20 protein-coding genes and 1 tRNA gene are annotated in these 22842 nt (G+C 61.6%); 10 read left to right on the forward strand and 11 right to left on the reverse strand.

Translation table 11 applies throughout. From position 1 onward, the window contains the following. The first annotated feature begins 96 nt into the window (after positions 1–96). Positions 97–729 carry a response regulator gene (locus tag OH764_RS04890; RefSeq protein ID WP_013338705.1) on the forward strand — a complete coding sequence of 211 codons (633 nt, stop codon included), beginning with the start codon at positions 97–99 and terminating at the stop codon, positions 727–729. Positions 730–749: 20 nt separating this feature from the next. Next, positions 750–1178, forward strand: coding sequence for a response regulator (locus OH764_RS04895; protein WP_027775480.1), 429 nt, complete (start codon positions 750–752; stop codon positions 1176–1178). Between the two features lie 13 nt (positions 1179–1191). Here OH764_RS04895 and OH764_RS04900 read toward each other — a convergent pair whose 3' ends face one another. Next, positions 1192–2394, reverse strand: coding sequence for an MFS transporter (locus tag OH764_RS04900; RefSeq protein ID WP_498848227.1), 1203 nt, complete (start codon positions 2392–2394; stop codon positions 1192–1194). Positions 2395–2579: 185 nt separating this feature from the next. Between OH764_RS04900 and OH764_RS04905 the strand changes: the two genes are divergently transcribed. Beyond that, positions 2580–3077 (forward strand): DUF2569 domain-containing protein, encoded by a 498-nt coding sequence (locus OH764_RS04905; protein WP_498848228.1) that lies wholly within the window; start codon positions 2580–2582, stop codon positions 3075–3077. A gap of 22 nt (positions 3078–3099) precedes the next feature. Here OH764_RS04905 and OH764_RS04910 read toward each other — a convergent pair whose 3' ends face one another. Genes OH764_RS04910 through OH764_RS04935 form a run of 6 tightly spaced genes read right to left on the reverse strand, consistent with a single transcriptional unit; the run spans position 3100 to position 9027 of the window. Next, on the reverse strand, positions 3100–3927 hold the full coding sequence (locus OH764_RS04910) for a phosphodiesterase (RefSeq protein WP_498848229.1): 828 nt from the start codon (positions 3925–3927) through the stop codon (positions 3100–3102). A gap of 44 nt (positions 3928–3971) precedes the next feature. Further along, the gene (locus OH764_RS04915; RefSeq protein WP_498848230.1) at positions 3972–5060 is read right to left on the reverse strand and encodes an ABC transporter ATP-binding protein; all 1089 of its coding nucleotides are present in this window, start codon (positions 5058–5060) and stop codon (positions 3972–3974) included. Beyond that, positions 5057–5962: an ABC transporter permease gene (locus tag OH764_RS04920; protein WP_498848231.1), complete on the reverse strand. Its 906-nt coding sequence runs from the start codon at positions 5960–5962 to the stop codon at positions 5057–5059. Before OH764_RS04920 ends, OH764_RS04915 begins: the two co-directional genes overlap by 4 nt. A 49-nt stretch (positions 5963–6011) precedes the next feature. Further along, on the reverse strand, positions 6012–6836 hold the full coding sequence (locus tag OH764_RS04925; protein ID WP_498848232.1) for an ABC transporter permease: 825 nt from the start codon (positions 6834–6836) through the stop codon (positions 6012–6014). Further along, positions 6833–7912, reverse strand: a complete 1080-nt coding sequence (locus OH764_RS04930; protein ID WP_498848233.1) for an ABC transporter substrate-binding protein — start codon at positions 7910–7912, stop codon at positions 6833–6835. The genes OH764_RS04925 and OH764_RS04930 overlap by 4 nt, the downstream gene beginning before the upstream one ends. Positions 7913–7959: 47 nt before the next feature. After that, the gene (locus OH764_RS04935; protein WP_498848234.1) at positions 7960–9027 is read right to left on the reverse strand and encodes a LacI family DNA-binding transcriptional regulator; all 1068 of its coding nucleotides are present in this window, start codon (positions 9025–9027) and stop codon (positions 7960–7962) included. Positions 9028–9254: 227 nt separating this feature from the next. On the opposite strand from OH764_RS04935, the gene OH764_RS04940 reads away from it, so the two are divergent. After that, positions 9255–9339, forward strand: a tRNA-Leu gene (locus OH764_RS04940). A 1357-nt stretch (positions 9340–10696) separates the two neighbouring features. On the opposite strand, the gene OH764_RS04945 is transcribed toward OH764_RS04940, so the two are convergent. The 3 genes from OH764_RS04945 to OH764_RS04955 form a co-directional block, all read right to left on the reverse strand. Beyond that, positions 10697–10975 carry a hypothetical protein gene (locus OH764_RS04945; RefSeq protein WP_088174787.1) on the reverse strand — a complete coding sequence of 93 codons (279 nt, stop codon included), beginning with the start codon at positions 10973–10975 and terminating at the stop codon, positions 10697–10699. 269 nt (positions 10976–11244) lie between these two features. After that, entirely contained in the window at positions 11245–12315 is a 1071-nt protein-coding gene (locus OH764_RS04950; protein ID WP_498848235.1) for a phytanoyl-CoA dioxygenase family protein, read from the reverse strand. A gap of 155 nt (positions 12316–12470) precedes the next feature. Further along, positions 12471–12737, reverse strand: coding sequence for a type II toxin-antitoxin system HicB family antitoxin (locus tag OH764_RS04955; RefSeq protein ID WP_498848757.1), 267 nt, complete (start codon positions 12735–12737; stop codon positions 12471–12473). Positions 12738–13285: 548 nt separating this feature from the next. On the opposite strand from OH764_RS04955, the gene OH764_RS04960 reads away from it, so the two are divergent. From OH764_RS04960 to OH764_RS04980, 5 genes are all read left to right on the forward strand, one after another. Further along, positions 13286–14797: a sugar ABC transporter ATP-binding protein gene (locus OH764_RS04960; protein ID WP_498848236.1), complete on the forward strand. Its 1512-nt coding sequence runs from the start codon at positions 13286–13288 to the stop codon at positions 14795–14797. Between the two features lie 16 nt (positions 14798–14813). Further along, positions 14814–15839 carry an ABC transporter permease gene (locus tag OH764_RS04965; protein ID WP_498848237.1) on the forward strand — a complete coding sequence of 342 codons (1026 nt, stop codon included), beginning with the start codon at positions 14814–14816 and terminating at the stop codon, positions 15837–15839. A gap of 89 nt (positions 15840–15928) precedes the next feature. Then, a complete protein-coding gene (locus tag OH764_RS04970) occupies positions 15929–16870 on the forward strand; it encodes an ABC transporter substrate-binding protein (protein ID WP_498848238.1) in 942 nt (313 codons plus the stop codon). A gap of 42 nt (positions 16871–16912) precedes the next feature. Beyond that, positions 16913–18211, forward strand: a complete 1299-nt coding sequence (locus tag OH764_RS04975) for an L-fuconate dehydratase (protein ID WP_498848239.1) — start codon at positions 16913–16915, stop codon at positions 18209–18211. Positions 18212–18290: 79 nt separating this feature from the next. Continuing rightward, positions 18291–18794 (forward strand): M48 metallopeptidase family protein, encoded by a 504-nt coding sequence (locus OH764_RS04980; RefSeq protein WP_498848240.1) that lies wholly within the window; start codon positions 18291–18293, stop codon positions 18792–18794. A gap of 50 nt (positions 18795–18844) precedes the next feature. Here the strand turns inward: OH764_RS04980 and OH764_RS04985 are convergent, their stop codons facing one another. Next, positions 18845–21193 (reverse strand): FdhF/YdeP family oxidoreductase, encoded by a 2349-nt coding sequence (locus tag OH764_RS04985; RefSeq protein WP_498848241.1) that lies wholly within the window; start codon positions 21191–21193, stop codon positions 18845–18847. A gap of 168 nt (positions 21194–21361) precedes the next feature. Between OH764_RS04985 and OH764_RS04990 the strand changes: the two genes are divergently transcribed. Beyond that, positions 21362–22795 carry an aminotransferase-like domain-containing protein gene (locus OH764_RS04990; protein WP_498848242.1) on the forward strand — a complete coding sequence of 478 codons (1434 nt, stop codon included), beginning with the start codon at positions 21362–21364 and terminating at the stop codon, positions 22793–22795. The last annotated feature ends 47 nt before the right edge of the window (positions 22796–22842 follow it).

Genomic DNA, 22842 nt, shown 5'->3' on the forward strand with positions numbered 1-22842 from the left:
GCGGCCGGCGGTTCCGGCCGCGATAACGCCGAAGTACGGCGCGACGTCATTACAATGCCTGCTTTGGAGCGATTCCATCGTACGGACACCAAGCCGATGATTCGAGTGTTGATAGCTGACGACCACGCGATCGTCCGAGGGGGTTTCAGACAGTTCGTCGCCGACGAGCCGGACATGTGCGTCGCGGCGGAAGCGGCCACCGGCGACGAAACCATCAGCCTCGTGCGCGAACAGGCATTCGACGTCGTGCTGCTCGACATTGCGATGCCGGACAAGAACGGCATCGACACCTTGCGCGTCATCAAGCAGGTGCGCCCGGAGCAGGGCGTGCTGATCCTCTCCGGCTACCCGGAGAGCCAGTACGCGATCAATCTGCTGCGCGCGGGCGCCAACGGTTATCTGAACAAAGACTGCGAACCCGACGAAATCGTGCGCGCGATTCGTGCGGTGGCGCGAGGGCATCGTTATTTATCCGAGGCGGTAGCCGACACGCTTGCCGACAATCTCGACAAACCGGCGGCGGCGCGGCCGCACGAAGCGCTGTCCGAGCGCGAGTTTCAGATTTTCTGCAAGCTCGCGGCGGGGCAGATTCCTACGCAGATTGCCGAGGAACTGCATCTGTCCGTGAAAACGGTCAGCACGTATAGGGCTCGCGTGCTCGAGAAGATGCGCCTGGCGAACAATGCCGATCTGACTTATTACGCGATCAAGAACGGCTTGATCGAATAATGGACGATCGAGAAATCCCGATGAACAGCGAATCGAACACCGTTGCCGAGTCAGCCAGCCGCGCACCGTTGCGCGTGCTGCTTATCGAGGATTCGCCGCTGATCCGCCGCAGTCTGGTGGAGGCGATCGACGCGTCGGGTTCGCTGCGCGTGGCCGCTTATGCCGATTCGGCCGACGAAGCCATCGCGCTTCTGAGCGACGACGCATTCGACGCGGTAATTGTCGATCTGCAATTGAAGCAGGGCTCGGGCGTACCGGTATTGGCCTATTTGCAGCGCGAAGGTTTGATCGACTCCGTGTTCGCCGCGGTGCTGACCAATCATGCATTGCCGGCCTATCGCGAGCGCTGCGAACAATACGGCGTGCGCCACTTCTACGACAAGTCTTTCGAATTCGATCGCGTAATCGACGCACTGCACGAGTACGCGTTCGCACGAAGCAACGGCTGAGCGCTCGCCGCAGTCAACCTTTGGCAGTACGAGCCTGCAGCGCCAGATGATTCCACGCGGCAAGGCCCGCGAACAACAGACCCGCGACGCTCACGCCCACCCATCCGAAAACCGGCCACACCGCTGCGCCGACGCCGGAGCCGATCGCTCCGCCGATGAAATACGCAACCATGTACACGGTATTCACGCGACTGCGTGCGTCGGGCTTGAACGCGTAAATGCGCGACTGATTCGAAATCTGCGCGGCCTGCACGCCGACGTCCAACACGATCACGCCGATCACGAGTCCCACGATGCTCTTCGCGGATGCGCCGAACACGACGAACGAGATCGCCACCAGCACGATGGACAGCGTGATGATCGCGCGTGGTCCGCGGCGGTCCGCGAACTTGCCGGCAAGAGGCGCAGCGAGCGCGCCCGCCGCGCCGACGATGCCGAACAGTCCTGCAGCCTGTGGCCCGAGATGGAACGGCGCGCCCGCCAGCAACAGCGCAAGCACCGACCAGAAGATACTGAAACCGGCGAATAGCGCGGCGCCCGTCAGCGAAGCCTCGCGCAACGCGCGATGCTCGACGATCAGATGCCACATCGACATGAGCAGCTTGCCGTAGGTGAGTGTCGAGGTCGGCTTGCTTTTCGGCAGACGCAGAATGATGACCACCGCGAGCACGAGCAATGCGACCACAGAAGCGGCGAATACCGCACGCCAGCCGAGATATTGCGCAACGAGGCCTGCAGCTGTCCGCGCCAGCAGGATGCCTAGCAGCAGACCGCTCATCACCGTGCCGACCGCATGGCCGCGCTCAGACGGCGGCGCCAGTTCGGCGGCGAACGGCACCGCCTGTTGGGCGATGGTAGCGAGCACACCGATCGCGAGGCTTGCAACGATCAGCACCGACAGCGTAGGCGCGGCGGCCGCGACGACAAGCGCGACGCACATGCCCGCAGTCTGCAGCAGGATCAGCGCCCGCCGGTCGAAGCGATCGCCTAGCGGCGCGAGCAGCAACATGCCGGCCGCGTAGCCGAGCTGAGTGATGGCCGGCACCGCGCCTACCCATGACGCGCTCGCGGGGAACGACTGCCTGAAGTTGTCGAGCAGCGGCTGGTTGTAATAGATGTTGGCGACCGAGATGCCGGCAATGGTCGCGAGCAGAAGCAGCAGGCTGCGCAGCGACCGGTCGGCGGAGGCGGGTGTGGACGCGTTGGAAGTGGACATGAGAGAAGCGGTGGGCGGACCGGCCCATGCACGGTCCTCAAGCGTGCCGATCATACCGGAGCGAACCGGATTGTGCTGACTTGCCGCCATGGGTGCGCCATGTGCTCCCGTGACAAAAATGCGAAGTTTGCCGGGCCCGGATTCGTAGAATCGGCGCGCTATCTCAGCTAACTCCGTACGATCTCATGAAAGAGCCCACGACACGCTCGACTCAACGCCAGTCGCCACGCATTGGCGGATGCCTGCTCATCGCGCTGATCTGTTTCGCGGCGTGGGCGCTCGCTACCGCAATCGCAATGCGCGACCCACTGGAAATGATGCTCGAATGGGAATTGCTTGCGGTATTCGCGCGCGCTGGAACACATGGCTGGTATCGCACGGTGATCGTCATGGTCGGCGCGAATGTGGTGACCGGCGCGTTCATCGTGGCGGGTGCAGGTTGGCTGACGCTCCTCGCCGTGCGCAGATCGGCGCGCTTTAACGTGCACGTGCAGGCGTGGCTCGGTGCGATTCTGATGCTGCGCACCGGCGCCTATCTGGCGAGCGATTACATGACGCATGCGATCGGGATCGACATTGCGATTCCGTTCGACGGCCTGATGCAGGCGATCGTCGCGGCCGCGCTCGGAATACCGTACTTCAGCGTATCGCGGCGCGCGCGTCGAACGTTCGTCAATCGCTGATCCATCAGAAACGGACGCGTGTTCAGTCGATCAGCGCACCTTCCGGCTCGTGGAACGGATAGGGACCGTCGGCGGCATCGACATACGCGTGATGCGTAACCAGGCCTGTTGCCGGATCGTAGCGATGCAGCGCATACGCGGGCGGTTCCATCATGAACGCCGACGGCGCGTCGTCGCGAAGATCGAGCGCAACCTGATGCGCGGGCGCCGGTACCGCGGATGCAATCGTGCCGCCAAAACGCACGAACATCGGACGATGCACATGCCCGCAGATCACGCGCTCCACGTTCGGATAGCGCGCGACCAGCGCAGCCAGTCTGGCTGCCGCAGCAGGATCGAGCCGCAACTCGTCCATATGTCCGATGCCGCACACAAACGGCGGATGATGCAGCGCAACGACTGTTGGCTTGCCGTTCGCCGCGTCGAGTTGCGCCTCGAGCCACGCGAGCCGCGCGTCGCACAGCGTACCGGCGCTTTGGCCCGGCTCCAGCGAATCCAGAGCGAGCACGCGCAATGCGCCGACATCGAATGCGTACTGGACGAATTCGCTGCCGCTGTGCAGTTCCGCACGGTCGGGAAAGGCGGCGCGCAACGCAGCCCGGTCGTCGTGATTGCCGACCAGCAGAAAGTAGGGCAATTCAAGCGGCGCGAGCAGCGTCTTCAGGTGTTCGTACTGTTGCGGATCGCCCTGATCGACGAGGTCGCCGGTGATGATCACGGCGTCAGGGCGGGGAACGAGCGCGTTCAGCGCAGCGACGCAACGCGCGAGATACGCGGCGGTGTCGACGCGGCGATAGGCGAGCCCGCCGGGCCGCTTGATATGCAGGTCGCTAATTTGAGCCAGCAGCATGGGATAGTCCTTGTTTTAGCGCGCTCCAAAGCAGCGCCGCGTTGTTACGATAGCGCAATCAGCGCGTCCTGCACGATCGAGATGCCGACCGGCGTGCCGCGCGCCAGTTCGACGCGGCCCGCGACGTCGACGAGCAACGCATCCGGTGCGGCGCCGCTGATCGTCAGGCGCGTGCGCTCACCGAGGAACGCGCTTGTTTCGACGTGGCCTCGCAGTTGCGCGTGTGCGGGATCGGCGAGAAACGCGTCTTCGGGGCGGAAGAAAATCTCGTGCGCCGAGCGTGCCGGAGTCGCAATTTGCGTGGGCGTCGATGGCAGCGGCACGGCACCGCCCGTGGTCGTCAACATGTTGCCGCGGCGTTCGCCGGCGACACGGTTGATCGTGCCGACGAACTGCGCGACGGTGCGGTTTGCAGGTCGATAGTAGATGTCACGCGGGGAGCCGATCTGCTCGATACGCCCGGCGCTCATCACGACGATGCGGTCGCCCAGTTCCATCGCCTCGGCCTGGTCGTGCGTCACGTACACGGTCGTAATGCCCAGTTTGCGCAGCAGCGTGTTCATCTCGCTGCGCAGTGCGTCGCGCAAACGGGCGTCGAGTGCCGTGAGCGGTTCGTCGAGCAGCAGCACGCGCGGCTGCACGGCAAGCGCGCGTGCCAGCGCCACGCGTTGACGCTGTCCGCCGGAGAGCTGGTCGATCGGCTTATCAGCATGCGCGGTGAGGCGCATCATGTCGAGCAATTCGTCGATGCGCTGCCGCGCTGTCGCCGCAGGCATACGTTTGATTTTCAATCCGTAGCCGATGTTGCCGCGCACGGTCAGGTTAGGAAACAGCGCGTAGCTCTGAAACACCATGCCCACCTGACGTTTTTCGATGGGCAGCGCGGTGACGTCGTCGTCGCCGAATGCGATGCGGCCACCGGCGTCGGGCGTTTCGAGCCCTGCGATCATGCGCAGCGTCGTGGTCTTGCCGCAGCCGGACGGACCGAGCAGCACGAGCGTCTCACCGGCTTCGATTTGAAGATCGACCGGTTCGAGTACACGTGTGCCGCGAAACGTCTTCGCGCATTGCGTCAACGTGATGGGAACCGAGCCGGCAACAGAAGCGGACACAGCGGTAAGGGCGAGTTTCATGGTGTCGTGACGGAATTCGAAGCAGAAGCGGCGATGCGTTTTTTCGCCGCGTTGCGCTGGCCGGTCGCATCGACGCCGAGCCATTGCATTGCGACGAGGAGCGGCATCGTCATGATGAAAAAGAGAATCGTGTACGCGCTGCCGATTTCGATGCGCATCGACGCGTATGTGTCGGCGAGACCGACCGGCAGCGTTTTCGTGTCGGGCGTGTGCAACATCCACGTCAGATTGAACTCGCCAATGGAAAGCGTCAGCACGGCGAACGCGCCCGCCACGATGCCCGGCCTCGCGTTCGGCAAAACGATGGTCACGAAGCGCTGCATGAAACTTGCGCCGAGACTCGCCGCGCCTTCTTCGAGCGTGCGCAGGTCGCTGCTCGCGCACACTGCGGCAACCGCGCGCACCATGAACGGCAGCGTGAACACCACATGTCCGACGACGATAAACGCCACGCTCATGCGGAACATCGTGAAGCCGCCGTACACCACGAGGAGCGCGAGCGCCGATGCAAGACCCGGCAGTGCGATCGGCAGCACGAGGAATTCCTCGACGATGCGCGAGAGCCGCGTCTTGCTGCGCGCGAGCACGTAGCCTGCGGGAACGCCGGTCAGCAGCGTGATCAGCAACGTGATCGCTGCCACTTCGAGAGACAGGAACACCGAGCCGTGATACTGCGTCCACACTTCGGCGAGCCAGCGCAGCGTGAAGCCGCTCGAGACACCCTTGAAATAGTTGACGGTCACGCCCGCGACGATCGACATGACAACCGGCACGATCAGGAACGCGCATAGCAGCAGCGTGACGAGCCATTGGCCCGCCGCGAGCCACGCTCTTGCATCGGGCAGGCGGAGCCGCGTACGGGGCTTTGCCTCGGACGGCAAAGAAGAAGTGATGGAATTCATCGGTAGGTTCTGCTTCCGGTTGGGTCCGCGCTGTATTGAATGACGCCGCTCATGCGCTCGCCGCCACGGCTGAGCCGCTCACGCTGCGCGCCAATGCAAGCACCGCCCACGTGACGATGCCGAGCACGATCGAAAGTCCGGCCGCCGTCATCATGTTCGCGTTGAGCGTGAACTCGGTGTAGATGGTCATCGGCAATACGTCGTTGTCCGTTGCGAGCGTGAATGCCGTGCCGAACGCGCCCATCGCGGTCGCGAAGCACACCGCGCCCGCCGCGATCAGGCCGGGCGACAGCGCGGGCAACACGATGTCGCGCGTAATGCGCCACGGCGACGCGCCAAGCGAACGCGCGGCTTCTTCGAGCGATGCATCGAGCTTGGTCGCCGACGCCATCACCGTGACGATCACGCGCGGAATCGAGAAGTACAGGTAGCCGAGAAAGAGGCCGCTCATCGAGTAGGCGAACACCCAGCGGTCGCCGGTGAGCTTGAGCGACAGCGCACCGATCAACCCCTGGCGCCCTGCTAGCATGATGACCATGAAGCCGACCACTACGCCGGGAAACGCGAGCGGAAACGTCAGCAACGCGAGCAGCGTGCGCTTGAACGCGAACTCACGACGTGCGAGCAGCAAACCGGCGATCACCGAAAGCACCAACGTAGCCGCCGTGACGGCCGCCGACAACACGATAGTCGCGCTGAGGCTCGACATGTAGCGCGGGTTCGTCAGCATCGCGCGATAGGTGGCGAACGCGTGGCCGTCGCCGCTCAGTTGCGCGAGGGCGCCCATCGGCAACAGCCAGAACGCGATGAAGACCGCTAGCGCCGGCGCGATCAGTGCAATGCGCCAGCGCAGTGGGAACGTAATGTCGTTCAATGCATCACCTGCAGATAACGCTCGCCGAAGCTCGACTGCTTCTCGGCCATCTTGCCGAAGTCGACGGGTTTTGCGCGTGCGTACTCGCTTGCCGGCAGGAATTTTGCGGCTGTCTGCGCGCTCATCGCATTCGCGCGAACCGGGCGCAGATACGCATCGGCCCAGAGCTTCTGACCTTCGTCGGAGAGCACGAAGTCGAGCACCTTCTTGCCGTTCGCTTCATGCGGCGCGCCCTTTACGAGGCTCATCACGTACGGCACGGAGATCGTGCCTTCCTTCGGAATCACGAATTCGACGTTCGCATGATCCTTGTATTTCGCGCGATAGGCGTCGAAATCGTAGTCGAGCAGGATCGGGATTTCACCGGACATGACGCGCGCGTAGGCGGTCTGCTTCGGCACGATCGGCGCGTTGGCCTTGAGCTTGCGAAACCAGTCGAGGCCCGGTTCGAAGTTATCGAGCGTGCCGCCGAGCGCCTGATTCACCGCGACCGCGCCTGCATAGCCGACGAATGCGCTCGACGGATCGAGATAGCCGACCATGCCTTTGTACTCGGGCTTGAGCAGGTCTGCCCACGAGCGCGGCACGGGCTTGCCTTCGAGCGCGTCCTTGTTGACGAAGAAGCCGAGCGTGCCCGAGTGAATCGTGAACCAGTAGCCTTGCGGGTCTTTCAGGTTCGCGGGGATGTCGTCCCAATGCGCGGGCTTATACGGCTCGACGACGCCCTTGTCTTTCGCCTGGAAAGCCGATGAGACGCCCAGATACACCACGTCCGCCACTGGGCTCTTTTGTTCCGCCATCAGCTGCGCGATCGACTGGCCGGAGTTCTTGTTGTCGAACGGCACGCGAATGCCGGTCTTCTGCTGGATCGCCTTGATCTGACTTGCCCAGTCGGCCCATTCGGGCGGGCAGTTGTAGCAGATCGCGGTTTCATCGGCGTGGGCCGTTTGTGAAGTGACGGTGGCAAGCGCAGCGGTCAAGAGCGCACCGGCGCACAGTGCGACGGCGGTGGATTGGGCGAGGCGGCGCATCAGCGGTGAGACTGCCGATGCAAGGCGTACGGAAGAGCGGATCACTGCGGTTCTCCTGGAATGGAAGAGAGCGGGTGGTTCAGGTGGATTGTTCAAGGTTGGAGATGAAGGCGCTGGCTGACACGCGTCGCGCCCGCGTCGTTGCGATTTGATATTGCGGCGATCGTGGCGCCTTCGCGCAGGCTGTGCGGCAGCGTCAGTGCAAGCGCCGTTTCGCCGAGACCTTCGAAATTTGCGGTGACACGTGTCAGCAAACGGCGCCACGCGGCACAGCCGATCTCACGGTTCGGCGCGCAGACGCTTGCGAGCGGCGGCGACAGCAGTTCGCCCATTGCGAGACCGTCGAAGCCGAGAATCGACATATCGCGCGGAATTTGCAGACGCGCGCGGCGCAGGCCGCGCATGACGACCATTGCGAGCAGATCGTTACTGCAGAAGAGGGCGCTCGGACGGTTCGGGCCGCTCGTCAGATGCGCGAGCACGGCGGGCGACAGTTCGTCCGCGTTGAAGTCGACCTCAAGCGCGGGTGCGGGCGAGAGGCCGGCTTGTTGCATTGCTTGCGTGTAGCCAAGATGCCGCTGCCGCGCGCGGTCGGATGCAGCGAGCGTGCCGGCGAGCATCAGGATGCGGCGATGGCCGTGCGCGATCAGCATGCGCACGCCTTCGTAGGCGGCGAGACGGTTATCCACGGACACCGACGGACGCCGCACCGTGTCGTTATGCATCAACACATAGAGCAGGCCGTCACGGTCGAGCTCATCGAGAAGGGGATGCGTGTCGGCGTCGGCGACCGTCAGGATCAGGCCTTCCACGCGATGCTCGCGCAGCGTTTCGATGGCGCGGCGTTCGCGCTCGGCGTCGTACTGGGTGGTCATCAGCATGAGCCGATAGCCTTGCGCGGCTGCGAGTTCGTCGATGCCTTGCAGGCACTCCGCGAACACAGGGTTGGCGAGCGTCGGCACGATCACGCCGATGAGGCGCGTGCGCTCGCCGCGCAGTTGACGGCCGAGCGGGCTGGGCCGAAAGTTGAGCGCGTCGATGGACTGGCGCACCTTGTCGAGCGTGACCGGATTAACGGTGTGCGGCGCGTTGATCGCGCGCGAGACCGTCGCGATGGAAAAGCCCGCGTGTGCAGCGACATCCTTGATTGTCGGGGTCATGATTTCCGCTCGGTTGTAAACGTTTTCAGGAGCGGATTATCGGAAAGATTTGTGACTTGGCGATGACGTTGGCGTGGGTGGTGGATTGCGAGGTGCGAGGGCGAGCGGGGGCGGTGAAGTGCGGTGCGGGGGTGTTGGCGTTGCCGGTTCGATCGGCGGCGCTGCGGAGGTTTGGCCGGCCAGGCGGCCAATGGTAGAATGCGCGTCCACGCGTTTTGACCACCCTCGCCGGGGTGATGAAATTGGTAAACATAGCGGACTTAAAATCCGCCGCCTAACGGCTTGCCGGTTCAAGTCCGGTCCCCGGCACCACGCTGTCTCCCAACCCTGGCAGTGTGAAAGGTACGATACTCAAACGCCGCTCTCACTGATTTAAACACCGCCCATCATGCCCGCCGCGAGCGGGCTTTCGCACATTCAGCTATCGAAACTGAGGTGTGAAATGGCAGGTTCAGCGCGGCGCCGGGCGGATCGGGCGCGACTCAAACATAAACGAAGGGACTGGTGGGCCGGGAAGCCGAAGAAAACTGACGTACAAATCGGCCGCCTGATCGACACTCCCACCCCATGCAGCTGCTGGATGTGCGGCAATCCGCGGTGCCATCAAAAAGACCGTCTCTCCATCTGGGAGCGCCGCTGGTTTCAGGAGGTCGGCGATGAGTCGTAGCCAAACGGAAGAATCCAATTCTCGGTAACACGACCGCTGAGACCGAGGCGCCCGCGAAAGCAAAATGGCACCGCCGACATCGGCGCGAAGAAGGGGCGCGGCTAAGCTCTCAAGGTGAGGACTACGTCGAACGCAGTCATCGTGAACATTCGGATCTATGGTCGATGGAAAAGGATGGTAAGAAGTACTGGGGCGATGCGATCAGCTCCAGGCACATGCGCAAGTGAAAGGAAGTGCTCAAGGACGTTTGAGCAATGCAGCGAGCCTTTCCTGGTGGTTGAATACCTCAGGGAATTGGCTGATAAGAGCGCGGCTCCGTCTACAGTGCGCGGCCAGAAGACGGAATGTACTTTGCCTGCCGGGCAAGATCACGCCCCGGTGCCGACAGGTCCCCACAAGCCCGCCGCGCGCGCATCTTTCATGTCTAACCATCCTTAACAGTGCGCCATTTCGGTCCACCGTATTCTTGCTGGCTGAGAATTCGGGGGATCGCATGAAATATCCGTACGACTTAGTCGCCGGCAGCGTGTTTTTCACTTTGGCAGTTGTATGTCTGGTCGCGCTGCTTGCTGGCTGACTTCGATACTCGTCGCATTGCTCGCAACCGACGCGGGGGGCGCTTGCCGTATGGGCGGAAATGCAGCATGCGCGGAGCACGATCTAGCCCGTACGATCGCTTCGATGGCAAGCAACACGCGCTACCCGGCTTTCCACTTATGCATTGGTGCCTTTTGCCAGATCGGCCAGCGCCGCTTTGAACGGCAAGATTACCGACGGCGTTGGTACTGCGATCTATTTCGGCGCCATCGGTTTAACGTGGCGCCTCCAACGCATGCTAAGGCAATGATTCCGAGCCGGACGAGTGCCCCGAGTGGATTGCATCTGCGCCCGCAGTGGTAATGACCACCACGGGCATAGGCGTCTGCACCGAGGATGAACCACGCTGGAAATATCCACCAAAGCCACGCTGATCGCTTGATCATAGTGCTATCCAGGACGGCATCAGCTAGTCGTGCATGAGAACGTCAGCTCTGCCTCCTGGGGCGTCCATCCGCGGACGCCGTGCGTCTGCATATCGACCTGATGCATCAGCTTGCCCTGCTGCCTACAGTATGCGTCCGCCCGTTGCAGGCTCGACGCCTTGACCTCGCCCCATGCGGTCATGCCGCCTCGGACCTGCGTGGTGACGGTGTAGCGGCCGTCGCCAGCCGGCGTGACGTCGGATATGGTGGTGCATGCGGCGAGCATGGTCAGTGCTGCCAGCGCTGTTTTCGTTTTCATTGTGATCCCCGTTGCTTGCGGATTGTGCAGCTGTGAGTTGACGCATACGCTGCTCGTCAATAATTTTGGCGGATATCCAAACCTTCTCCAATGTCTGGGCGCGTAGTCAGCTATGCGCACTCACCAAATATAGTCATCGACAGAACCCGCTGGCCCCCAACGCCAGAGGGAACGTTCTTCCTTCGCCAGCGGCGCTCACCACAGATACGGCACAAGAAGACAACGACCGGGGCATCCGCCACCGGCGTTTAATATGCATCGGCCACCGGTCATTCTGGCCTGAGTCGCCGTCCTTCGCGCCAACCGTGCAGGCGGTAGTGCAAGACTGGATCTTCTCCGGCCTCAAAGACGTCGGGATTGGCTAGCAGGTACTGCTGCGGGTCAAAGTCTGCAGGGATCACCGCTTTTTGTGCGCTGCAATTGTTGAAAGACGAGTCTATGAAGCTCTCAGGAATATTGAAGCCGCTGTATTGGTGCCTCACCGGCTCGCCGGTGATCATGTCGTTCATTTTCGAAAAATAGATCGAGCCATAGAATGGGTCGGATCTGAACGGGCGATAGTACGCGCAGCCTTCGAAGTAATAGTGTGTCACTTGGGACCAGCGAGTCTTTTCTTTGTTCTTGTGCTCAAGACCGCCATGCAACAAGTTTGATAGCCAGATGACGCTCTCACCCTTTTTGGGTGTGAAGATGGCCGGCTTTGCTCCATGGGCTTCGATCAATGCGTCCCACATCGTCTCGTAGTCCATCTTGTTTGTTTCTGTGACTGGCTCTGTAGCGCAGTAGCCAATGTGTTCGTTCGTGTAGACGGGCCATTTGTGTGAGCCGGGATAGTACAGAAGCGGGCCGGCATCTTCACCAATGTCTTCGAGAGCAGTCCACACACCGCACATGAAGCGCTCCGGCACTGAGCTGAAGTGAATCGAGTCAGAGTGGACATGCTGCTGCGTGCCGACAGGGAAATTCAGGGTTTGAAACGGCCACGCTTGCCGTCCGAAAAGCTTGGACAGCAAGTCGATCACTTTCGCGTTCGTGGCAATTCGACGAACGTTTTCGTCGGTCTTCCATGCATCAAGGACTCGCAGGCCGACTTTGGCGTCGTACCACTTTTCCCGCCACGTGGCCCAGTCGTACTGATCGTAAAGATTTGACTTGATGGCTGCTGCAATCGCGTCAAAGTCGTCGTCGGGAAATTTGATAATTGCGTAGCCGTCGCGATTCAAATCAGTGGCGACCCTAAGCGTTTCGGCGTCGACCGACGGGTCCGCAAAAATCTGCTTGAAAAACGGACTCTCGACGCTGGGCACACCCGGGAGCAAGTTCGTGAATTTTCCTGTCATTCTTTTGTTACCTATGTGGACATCGCGGGGCGCAAAAACGGGTCGGCGAATTTTACAGCAAAGGTAAACGCCCCAAGTCGCGCGAGGGACATTCATCTGCAGCAGATGGAGGGAGAGGGATAGACGCCGAGGTAGCCAAGTTTTGAGCTGGTTTTTTACCGGCCACCTTCTACGTCAGCAAGGGCGATGTGCTGGTACAAAGTACCTTCGCCGACTCGATCGAGAGACGGTTGATCAACTCCTCGCCTTTCTTTTGCCTTGGACGGCGCCGGAACTGGCCGCTCATCTCCGAAATAAGAATCCATTGCCGAGAGCAACGCATCAGCGGCCATGGAGCGAGCCTCATCGAGGGTATCGCTCCAGGCAATGGCCTCCGGAATATTCCGGAAGGTGAGCTCGAATCCCCCTTCTACGGGCTCCAGCCGTGCCGGATAGCCGGGAAACGGTGCGAAGAAGGCCTCTTGCGGAGACCTTCGTGTGTCCTGCGCCTTCCCAGAACGTCGCTGCCCGGTCGGCTACCACCTTCAAAACTCACTCTGCTTCATCCGTCTCTCCGTGTTGTTGAACACGGAGGACCTTCGGAGCCGCGGTGCGCTACCAAAGATAATGCGTGAATCGTAACGTGCATTCCGCTTCTTGCGATGTCCGTCCCCGGACGCCGTGGGCTGGCATATCGACTTGATTCATCTGCTTTTCCCTGCTGGTGGCGGTATCCGCCGCCGTCCCATCCCAATCCCAAAGTGTGCGCAAATCCACCCACGTAAGCACTGCACACACTGGGGAATGCCTGAGCTTGAGCCTCTCCCGCCGCGCGTCGTAGAATCGTCGCACATCGGTTTGGGGGTCCAGCAATGTGCCTGGCTTCTCGTTGCGATTTCATTCGAATAAAACCCGGCCGCCCGGCGCTTTCGCGACCCGTCTCCCGGGTTGATGCGGGCGTTTGCCGCTCGCTCGCCATCGGCTTCGCGCCATGACCCCGCTGATTTCCGTCAAAAAGCTCAGCAAGAGCTTTCCCGGCGTGCGGGCGCTTCACGACGTTCAGTTCGACCTGGTCGAGGGCGAAGTCCACGCGCTGATGGGCGAGAATGGCGCCGGCAAATCGACGCTCATGAAAATCCTTGCCGGCGTCTACACTCGCGATTCCGGCGAGATTCTCCTCGGTGGGCAGCCGGTGGAGTTGCAGAGCCCGCGTGACGCGCAAGCCGCGGGCATCGGCATCATTCATCAGGAACTCCAACTGATGAATCACCTGACGGTCGCCCAGAACATCTTCATCGGCCGCGAGCCTCGCGGGCGGCTTGGCCTCTTTCTCGACGAAGACAAGCTCAACGCGAAGGCGCGCGAAATCCTCTCGCGCATGCATGTGAACCTCGACCCGCGCGCCATGGTCGGCAACCTCACGGTTGCAAGCCAGCAGATGGTCGAAATCGCCAAAGCTTTATCGTTCGACTCGCGCGTGCTCATCATGGACGAGCCCACCTCGGCGCTCAACGACGCCGAAATCGCCGAGCTTTTTCGCATCATCCGTGAACTGAAGCAGCGTGGCGTCGGCATCGTCTATATCTCGCACAAGATGGACGAGCTCAAGCAGATCGCCGATCGCGTCACCGTACTGCGCGACGGAGAGTACGTGGCCACCGCCGCCGCCGCCGACACGAGCGTCGAGGCGATCATCGGCATGATGGTCGGGCGTACCTTGAACGACGTTGCGCCTGCCGGGCGTGCTGCGTCGCAAGGCGAGATCGCGCTCGAAGTCAGAAACCTCCAGGCCGGCCCGCTCGTGCGGGACGTGAGTTTCACGCTGCGCAAGGGCGAGATATTAGGCTTTGCCGGCCTGATGGGCGCGGGCCGCACCGAGGTCGCGCGAGCCGTGTTCGGCGCCGATCCGGTCGAGTCCGGCGAGATCTTCGTGAAAGGCGCGAAGGCCTCGATCAGAACGCCGAGCGACGCCGTGGCGCATGGCATCGGCTATCTGTCTGAGGACCGTAAGCGTTTCGGGCTCGCCACCGGCATGGATGTGGAATCGAACATCGTCATGTCGAACCTGCGCAATTTCCTGTCGCTCAACTTTTTTCTGCGCCGCGCGCGAATGCGTCGCCGCGCATCCCACTTCATCAATCTGCTCGCGATTCGCACGCCGTCCGCCGCGCAGCAAGTGCGGCTGCTGTCGGGCGGCAACCAGCAGAAGATCGTGATCGCGAAGTGGCTGGAGCGCGACTGCGACGTACTGTTCTTCGACGAACCGACGCGCGGCATCGACGTCGGCGCGAAGAGCGAAATCTACAAGCTGCTGCGCTCGCTCGCCGACGAGGGCAAGGCGATCGTCATGATTTCGTCGGAATTGCCGGAGATATTGCGCATGAGCGACCGCGTCGTCGTGATGTGCGAGGGCCGTATTACCGGCGAGCTTCCGGCGGAGCAGGCGACCCAGGAGCGCATCATGCATCTGGCCACGCAGCGCCAAACACTGAAAGCGGCGTGAGCCGCGAGAGGACGCTATGACAATGCAAACCGATTCTTCCGCGCTGACTGGCCAGCGGCGCCTCACCGGCCTGAGAGCCCGCATTTTCTCGCCGACTGCGTTGCAGAAGCTGCTCGCCTTCGCAAGCCTGATCCTGTTGCTGGTGTTTTTCAGCTTCGCGTCGCCCGCTTTCATGCAGATGGACAACATCCTCGGCATTCTGCAGGCGACGGCGGTCAACGGAGTCCTCGCGATTGCCTCCACGTTCGTCATCATCACTGGCGGCATCGATCTGTCCGTCGGTACGTTGATGACCTTCACCGCGGTCATTTGCGGCGTGTTTCTCACGTACTGGCATTTGCCGATGTGGCTCGGCGTACTTGCTGCAATCGGCACGGGCGCGATCTGCGGCACCATTTCGGGCACGCTCACCGCGAAGATGAAAATACCGCCGTTCATCGCGACGCTCGGCATGATGCTGCTGCTCAAGGGGCTCTCGCTTGTCGTGTCGGCCGACAAGCCGATCTATTTCACCGACACCGAAAACTTCTACATGATTTCGCAGGACTCGTTGATCGGTTATCTGGTGCCAAGCCTGCCGATTCCTAACGCAGTGCTGATTCTGTTCTTTCTCGCAATCGTGAGTTCCATCACGCTCAATCGCACGGCGCTTGGCCGCTACACGTTCGCGCTCGGCAGCAACGAAGAAGCGGTGCGGCTTTCGGGCGTGAACGTCGACAGGTGGAAGATCGCCATTTACGGCCTGGGCGGCGCAATTTGCGGTATTGCGGGGTTGCTGATCGCGTCGCGGCTGAATTCTGCGCAGCCGGCGCTCGGCCAGGGTTACGAGCTCGAGGCGATTGCGGCCGTGGTGATCGGCGGGACCTCGCTCTCGGGCGGCTCGGGCACGATACTCGGCACCATCATCGGCGCATTCATTATGAGCGTGCTGACCAACGGCTTGCGCATCATGTCCGTTGCTCAGGAATGGCAGATCGTGGTGACTGGTCTCATCATTATTCTCGCGGTCTACGCGGACATCTTGCGACGCAGGAAGAGCTGACGCTCGCGACAATATCAACAACGGGAGGCGCCACAAGGCTTCCTGGACAGCTGAAGAAGAAGGGTCCACACCTCAGGAGGAGATATTTCATGTTGAATCGCAAACTACTCGGCGTCGTGATGGGCGTCGGCGCGCTCGTCGGCGGCGCGAATCTCGCACACGCGGACGAGGTCTACATCCCGCTGATTTCCAAGGGCTTCCAGCACCAGTTCTGGCAGGCGGTCAAGGCAGGCGCCGAACAGGGCGCGAAAGAACACAAGGTCAGAATCACCTTCGAAGGACCGGAGACGGAAGCCATGGTCGACAAGCAGATCGACATGCTGTCGGCCGCGCTCGCGAAAAAACCGCAGGCGCTCGGCATCGCCGCGCTCGACAGCAAGGCCGCCATTCCGCTGCTGCGAAGAGCGCAGGCGGCGAAGATTCCGGTCATTGCGTTCGACTCGGGCGTGGACAGCGACATTCCGCTCACGACCTGCTCGACCGACAATCTTGCCGCCGCCGCGCTCGCCGCCGACAAAATGGCCGAGGCGATCGGCAATGCAGGGGAAGTCGGCGTCATCGTGCACGACCAGACGAGTCGCACGGGCATCGACCGCCGCGACGGGTTCCTCAACGAAATGAAAAGCAAGCATCCGAACGTCAAGATCGTCTCGGTGCAGTACGGCGGCGGGGACCATTTGAAGTCGGCCGAAATCGCCAAGGCGATGATCCAGGCGAATCCGAACCTCAAGGGCATTTTCGGCGCGAATGAGGGTTCGGCGGAAGGCGCGGCTATCGGCGTCAAGGAATCGGGCAAGAAGCTCGTGCTGATCGGCTACGACTCCGGCAAGGAGCAGAAAGACGACATCAACTCCGGGTTGATGGCCGGCGCAATCACGCAGAACCCGATCGGGATCGGTAAATGCGTCGTCGATTCCGCAGTGAAAGCGCTCAAGGGCGAGAAGCTGCCGAAGAAAGTCGACACCGGGTTTTACTGGTACGACAAGAGCAACATGAACGATCCGAAGATCGCCGCAGTGCTCTACGATTGATTGACCGTCGCTTAACGAACTGCCGTCGAGGAGCGTGCTCACATGACCACGATTACCACGCTGTCCGTCAGGGACATCCGGTTTCCGACTTCGCGCTCGCTCGACGGCTCCGATGCGATGAACGCCGCGCCCGATTATTCGGCCACCTACGTGACGCTTGAAACCGATTCGCCACACGCGCTTACCGGCCACGGGCTGACATTTACGATCGGGCGCGGCAACGAGATCTGCGTGAGGGCGGTGGAGGCGCTCGCTCCGCTCGTCGTCGGTAGAACGCTCGAAGAGATTGCTTCGGACATGGGCGCTTTCTGGCGCATGCTGACCTCAGACAGCCAGTTGCGCTGGATCGGTCCGGACAAGGGCGCGATCCATCTCGCCACGGCTGCGGTCGTCAACGCGGCGTGGGACTTGTGGGCAAAAGCACAAGGCAAGCCGGTGTGGAAACTGCTTGTCGACATGAGCCCGGAAGAACTGGTGCGATGTCTGGACTTCCGCTATGTGACGGACGCGATCACGCCGCAGGAGGCCATCGCCATGCTGCATCGTCACGCGGCCACCAGAAGCGAGCGCGAGAACGAAATGCTCGCGCACGGCTATCCTGCATATACGACGTCGGCGGGTTGGCTCGGCTATGACGACGACAAGATTCGCCGGCTCGCACGCGAAGGCGTCGCTCAAGGCTGGACGCATTTCAAGCAGAAGGTTGGCGGCAATCTCGACGAGGACATGCGCCGCGCTCGCATCCTGCGCGAAGAGATCGGTCAGGACCGCAAGCTGATGATGGACGCGAATCAGGTGTGGGATGTGGACGAAGCCATCGCGAACATGCGGCATCTCGCGCAGTTCGACCCTTGGTGGATCGAAGAGCCCACGAGCCCCGACGACATTCTCGGTCACGCGGCGATCCGCCAACGCCTTGCGCCAATCGGCGTAGCGACGGGCGAGCATTGCCATAATCGCGTGATGTTCAAGCAGTTGCTGCAGGCGCACGCAATCGATTTCTGTCAGGTGGACAGTTGCCGTTTGGGCGGCTTGAACGAAGTGATCGTCGTACTGCTGATGGCGGCGAAGTTAGGCGTGCCCGTCTGTCCGCACGCGGGCGGCGTCGGCTTATGCGAGTACGTGCAGCATATTTCGCTGTTCGACTACATCTGCGTATCGGCGTCGCTCGAAAACCGGGTGCTCGAATATGTGGACCACTTGCATGAGCATTTCGTCGATCCTGTCGTGATCCGCAATGGCCGTTATATGCCGCCGCAGCGACCGGGCTACAGCATCGAAATGCACGCGGCCTCGCTCGACCAGCATGACTTTCCTCATGGTCCCGTTTGGCGCCCTTGAGCGCGTTGCTGGCCTGGCCGTGTAAACTTGGCGTTCAGCGTTCCGCATTTTCAAGCGGCGCTCATGCAAAGCCACGACCATGCATCAACTGAAATACCTGAGCGGCTATCCACCGGCATTGCTGGAGAAAGTCAAAAAGCTGATCGCCGACGACCAGCTCGGCGCCTATCTCGCCGCGCGCTATCCGAACACGCACGAAGTCCAGACGGATCGTGCGCTCTATACGTACTGCGCGGAATTGAAGCGTGAGCATTTGCGCAGCGCGGAGCAGATCGACAAAGTCACTTACGACAGCAAGCTCGACGTAGTGCGTCACGCATTGGGCCTGCACACCAGCATTTCGCGCGTGCAGGGTGGCAAGCTCAAAGCGAAGAAAGAAATCCGCATTGCGTCGCTATTCAAAACGGCGGCGCCGGAGTTTCTGAAAATGATCGTCGTGCACGAACTCGCGCATCTGAAAGAGAGCGACCACAACAAGGCGTTCTACCGCCTCTGCGAGTTCATGCAGCCGGGTTACCACCAGATCGAATTCGACCTGCGGCTTTACCTGACCCATCGCGAGTCGGCGAAGAGTCAGGCTTGATACGTGCCGCGGTTTATCCAAACGAAAACACGCGGCACGTCATGGTTTTTTCAGGCGGCGACCGCTTCAGCCATTTCGACAGCCGACGCTTTGAGCAACACCGGAATGGACTTTGATGTGGGCGTACCCGCACCGTCCGCGACCGACGACAGCGGCACGAGCGGATTGGTCTCCGGGTAGTAAGCGCCGAGGCAACCGCGCGGAATGTCGTATTCGACTAGCAGAAAGCCATCTGCGTGACGTTCGATACCATCGGCCCACACGCTCGTAATGTCCACGCGCTGTCCGGCGGCAAACCCCAGCATCGCGATGTCGTCCTTGTTGGCGAACAGCACGCGCCGCTGTCCATACACGCCGCGATAACGGTCGTCGAGACCGTAGATCGTCGTGTTGTACTGATCGTGTGAACGCGTCGTCATCAATGTCATCAGGCGCTCGCCGTGCTGTTCGCGCGCGCGATGAATCGGCGTGTCGAGTGCAATCGGATGCACGAGAAACTGCGCCTTGCCGGTGGGCGTTTTCCAGATCCGCTCACGCGATGCGACGCCCAAGTGGAAGCCGCCCGGGCGCTTGAGCCGCTCGTTGTAATCGTGAAAGCCGTCGATTACTTTCTCGATGCCGTCGCGAATCAGCGAGTAATCCGCGGCGTGCGCGAGCCAATCGACCTTGTCGCTGCCGAGCGTCGCATGCGCCATGCGCGCGACGATCGCGATTTCCGACAGCAGGTTCTCCGACGCCGGCTTATTCATGCCGTACGAGATGTGCACCATGCTCATCGAATCTTCGACGCTCACGCCTTGCGCAACGCCGTTCTGCAAGTCGATCTCGGTGCGGCCGAGGGTCGGCAGAATCAGTGCGTCGCGGCCATGCACGAGATGGCTGCGGTTGAGCTTCGTCGTGATATGCACGGTCAGATCGCACGACCGCATGGCTTCCCACGTGCGCGGCGTGTCGGGCGTCGCAATCGAAAAGTTGCCGCCAAGGCCGATGAACACCTTGACCTTGCCATCGAGCATCGCCTGAATCGTATTGACCACGTCGAGCCCATGCTCGCGCGGCGGCTCGAAACGGTAGGCCTCGCCGAGCCGGTCGAGAAACGCCTGCGTCGGCTTTTCTTCGATGCCCACGGTGCGGTCGCCCTGCACATTCGAGTGTCCGCGCACCGGGCACAGGCCCGCGCCGCGCCGGCCGATATTGCCGCGCATCATCATCAGGTTCGACAGCAGCTGTACCGTCGGCACCGAGTTCTTGTGCTGCGTGAGGCCCATGCCCCATGTCGAGATTACCGCGCGGCCCTTCACGTAGATGTCGGCGAGCTTCAGCACTTCCTCGAACGGCACACCCGCTTCGGCGACGATGGTCTCCCAGCTTTCCGCGCGCAGATCTTCGGCGAAGGCCTCGAAGCCGACCGTATGTTCCGCAATGAACGCGACGTCGAGCACGCGTTCGAGCCCGGACGCCTGAGCCTCGTCATCCAGTTCGATCACGCGCTTGGCGACGCCCTTGATGAGCGCGAAGTCGCCCCCGACCTTCGGACGGATGAACACGGAACTGATCTTCGTGCTGCCCATCGTCAGCATTTCCACTGGATGCTGCGGGCTCGCAAAACGCTCGAGTCCGCGTTCTTTCAGCGGATTGATCGACACGATCGTCGCGCCACGCTTTGCGCACTCGCGCAATTCACCGAGCATCCGCGGATGGTTGGTTGCCGGGTTCTGGCCGAAGATCAGCAGCGTGTCGGCATGTTCGAAGTCGTCGAGCGTCACCGTGCCCTTGCCGATGCCCACGGTGTGCGGCAAGCCACGGCTCGTCGCTTCGTGGCACATGTTCGAGCAATCGGGGAAATTGTTGGTGCCGTACATCCGGACGAACAACTGGTACAGGAACGCCGCTTCGTTGCTCGCGCGGCCGGACGTATAGAACGCGGCCTCATTCGGATCGTCGAGGCGCTTCAGATGGCTCGCAATCAGATCGAACGCTTCGTCCCAGCCGATCTGCACGTAGCGGTCGCGCATCGCGTCATAAACGAGCGGGTCGGTCAGGCGCCCGTGCTGCTCCAACTCGAAGTCGGACTGCGTCATCAGTTCGGCGACGGTGTGCTCCGCGAAGAACGCGGGCGTCACGCGCTTGCTGGTTGCCTCGGCGGCCACCGCTTTTACGCCGTTCTCGCAGAACTCGAACGTGGACGCATGCTCACGGTCGGGCCATGCGCAGCCGGGGCAGTCGAAGCCGTCCGGCTGATTCTGTTTGAGCAGCGTGCGATAGTTGCCGCCCGTCACCTTTTCCTTGATCAGGTTGATGGCGACGTATTTAAGCGCGCCCCAGCCGGCTGCCGGGTGCTTGTATGGCTCGATACGAGGTTCGCTGCCGGATTCGCTACGTGTGTCGGTTTTTTTCATGATGTTGCCGCGCGTGGTCTTGTCATGGCTTTTCGGGGCCGATGTTCCAAGACTACTGTGTTCCAATCGCAGTGCAGCATACAGAAAATCAAAAAGGGAAGGGATACAGTTGCGTGCGTTTTGTCATAGACTGGCGTTTCAAACGGCCCCTTTCCTTGAGCCACGTCCTTGAAACTGTACGAAAAGCTCGCCGATGAAATCACCGAAGCCGTGCGCCGCGGCGTGTTCGCCGCTGGCGAGCGCATTCCGTCGGTGCGGCAGGCGAGCCAGCAGCATGGCGTGAGCATCAAGACGGTGCTGCATGCGTACGCGTTGCTGGAGAGCCGCGGCATCGTCGAGACGCGCCCCCAGTCGGGATATTTCGTGCGCGAAGCCGCGCTGCACGCGTTTCGGCCTGAGACTCGGCAGCCGGGCGGCAAGCCTGCGGCGCTGGTAGCGCCCGTTGCCGCGGAAGTCGACGTGAGCCGGCTCGTTCTGTCGACGCTTCGCAGCATCCGCGCGCACGACGCCATACCGTTTGGCTCGCCGTATCCCGATCCATCGCTATTTCCGTGGCGGCGCATCAACCAGTACGCGAACGCGATTGCGCGCCGTCAGGCGAGCTGGAACCTGATCGACGATCTGCCGCCCGGCAACCCGGAGCTGATCCGGCAGATCGCCCGGCGCTACACCGAGAACGGCATGCCGGTCGATCCGGACGAGATCGTCATCACGCTCGGCGCGACCGAGGCGATCAACTTGAGCCTGCAAGCGGTCGCCAGGCCGGGCGACACAGTGGCCGTCGAATCGCCGACTTACTACGCGATGCTGCACGCGATCGAGCGTCTCGGGATGCGCGCTATCGAGGTAGCGACGCATCCGGTCGACGGCATCGACATCGACGCACTCGCGCAGGTCATCGAGCGGCAGAAGATCGCCGCCTGCATGGTGATGCCGAATTTCCAGAATCCGCTCGGTTTCCAGATGCCGGATGCGCGCAAGCGGCAACTCGTCGAATTGCTCGCCGCGCATCAGATTCCGGTGATCGAGAACGACGTTTATCAGGAGTTGTTTTTCGGCGAGACGCGGCCGTCGACATTGAAAAGCTTCGACACGCGAGGGCTCGTGCTGCATTGCGCGTCGTTTTCGAAAAGCCTCACGGCGTCGTACCGGATAGGCTGGGCGTTGCCGGGGCGTTATCGTGCGCAGGTCGAGAAGCTGAAGTTTCTGAATACGCTGACTACGCCTTCCGTGCCGCAGGTCGCGGTCGCCGATTATCTGCGGCAGGATGCATACGACCGGCATTTGCGGCATGTTCGCAAGGTCTACCGGCAGCAGGCGAGCATCATGACCGCGCTGGTGCGGCGTTTCTTTCCGGCCGGCACCCGTATCTCGACGCCGCAAGGCGGCTATGTGTTGTGGGTGGAGTTGCCCGAGCGTGTCGATTCGATGCGGCTTTATCAGGCGGCGCTCGCGCGCAGCATCACGGTCGGGCCGGGCATGATGTTTTCGACGCGCAACGACTTTCGACATTTCATCCGGCTCAATTACAGCTACCCGTGGACCGCGCAAACGGAGGCGGCGTTGAAGACACTGGGCGAACTGGTGACGCAGATGGCGTGAAGCGGTTGCACGAGTTGATGCAGCGAAGCTCGGCAGATAAAACAGTA

This window comes from Burkholderia sp. M6-3 (assembly GCF_050858985.1).
Lineage (GTDB): Bacteria > Pseudomonadota > Gammaproteobacteria > Burkholderiales > Burkholderiaceae > Paraburkholderia > Paraburkholderia caledonica.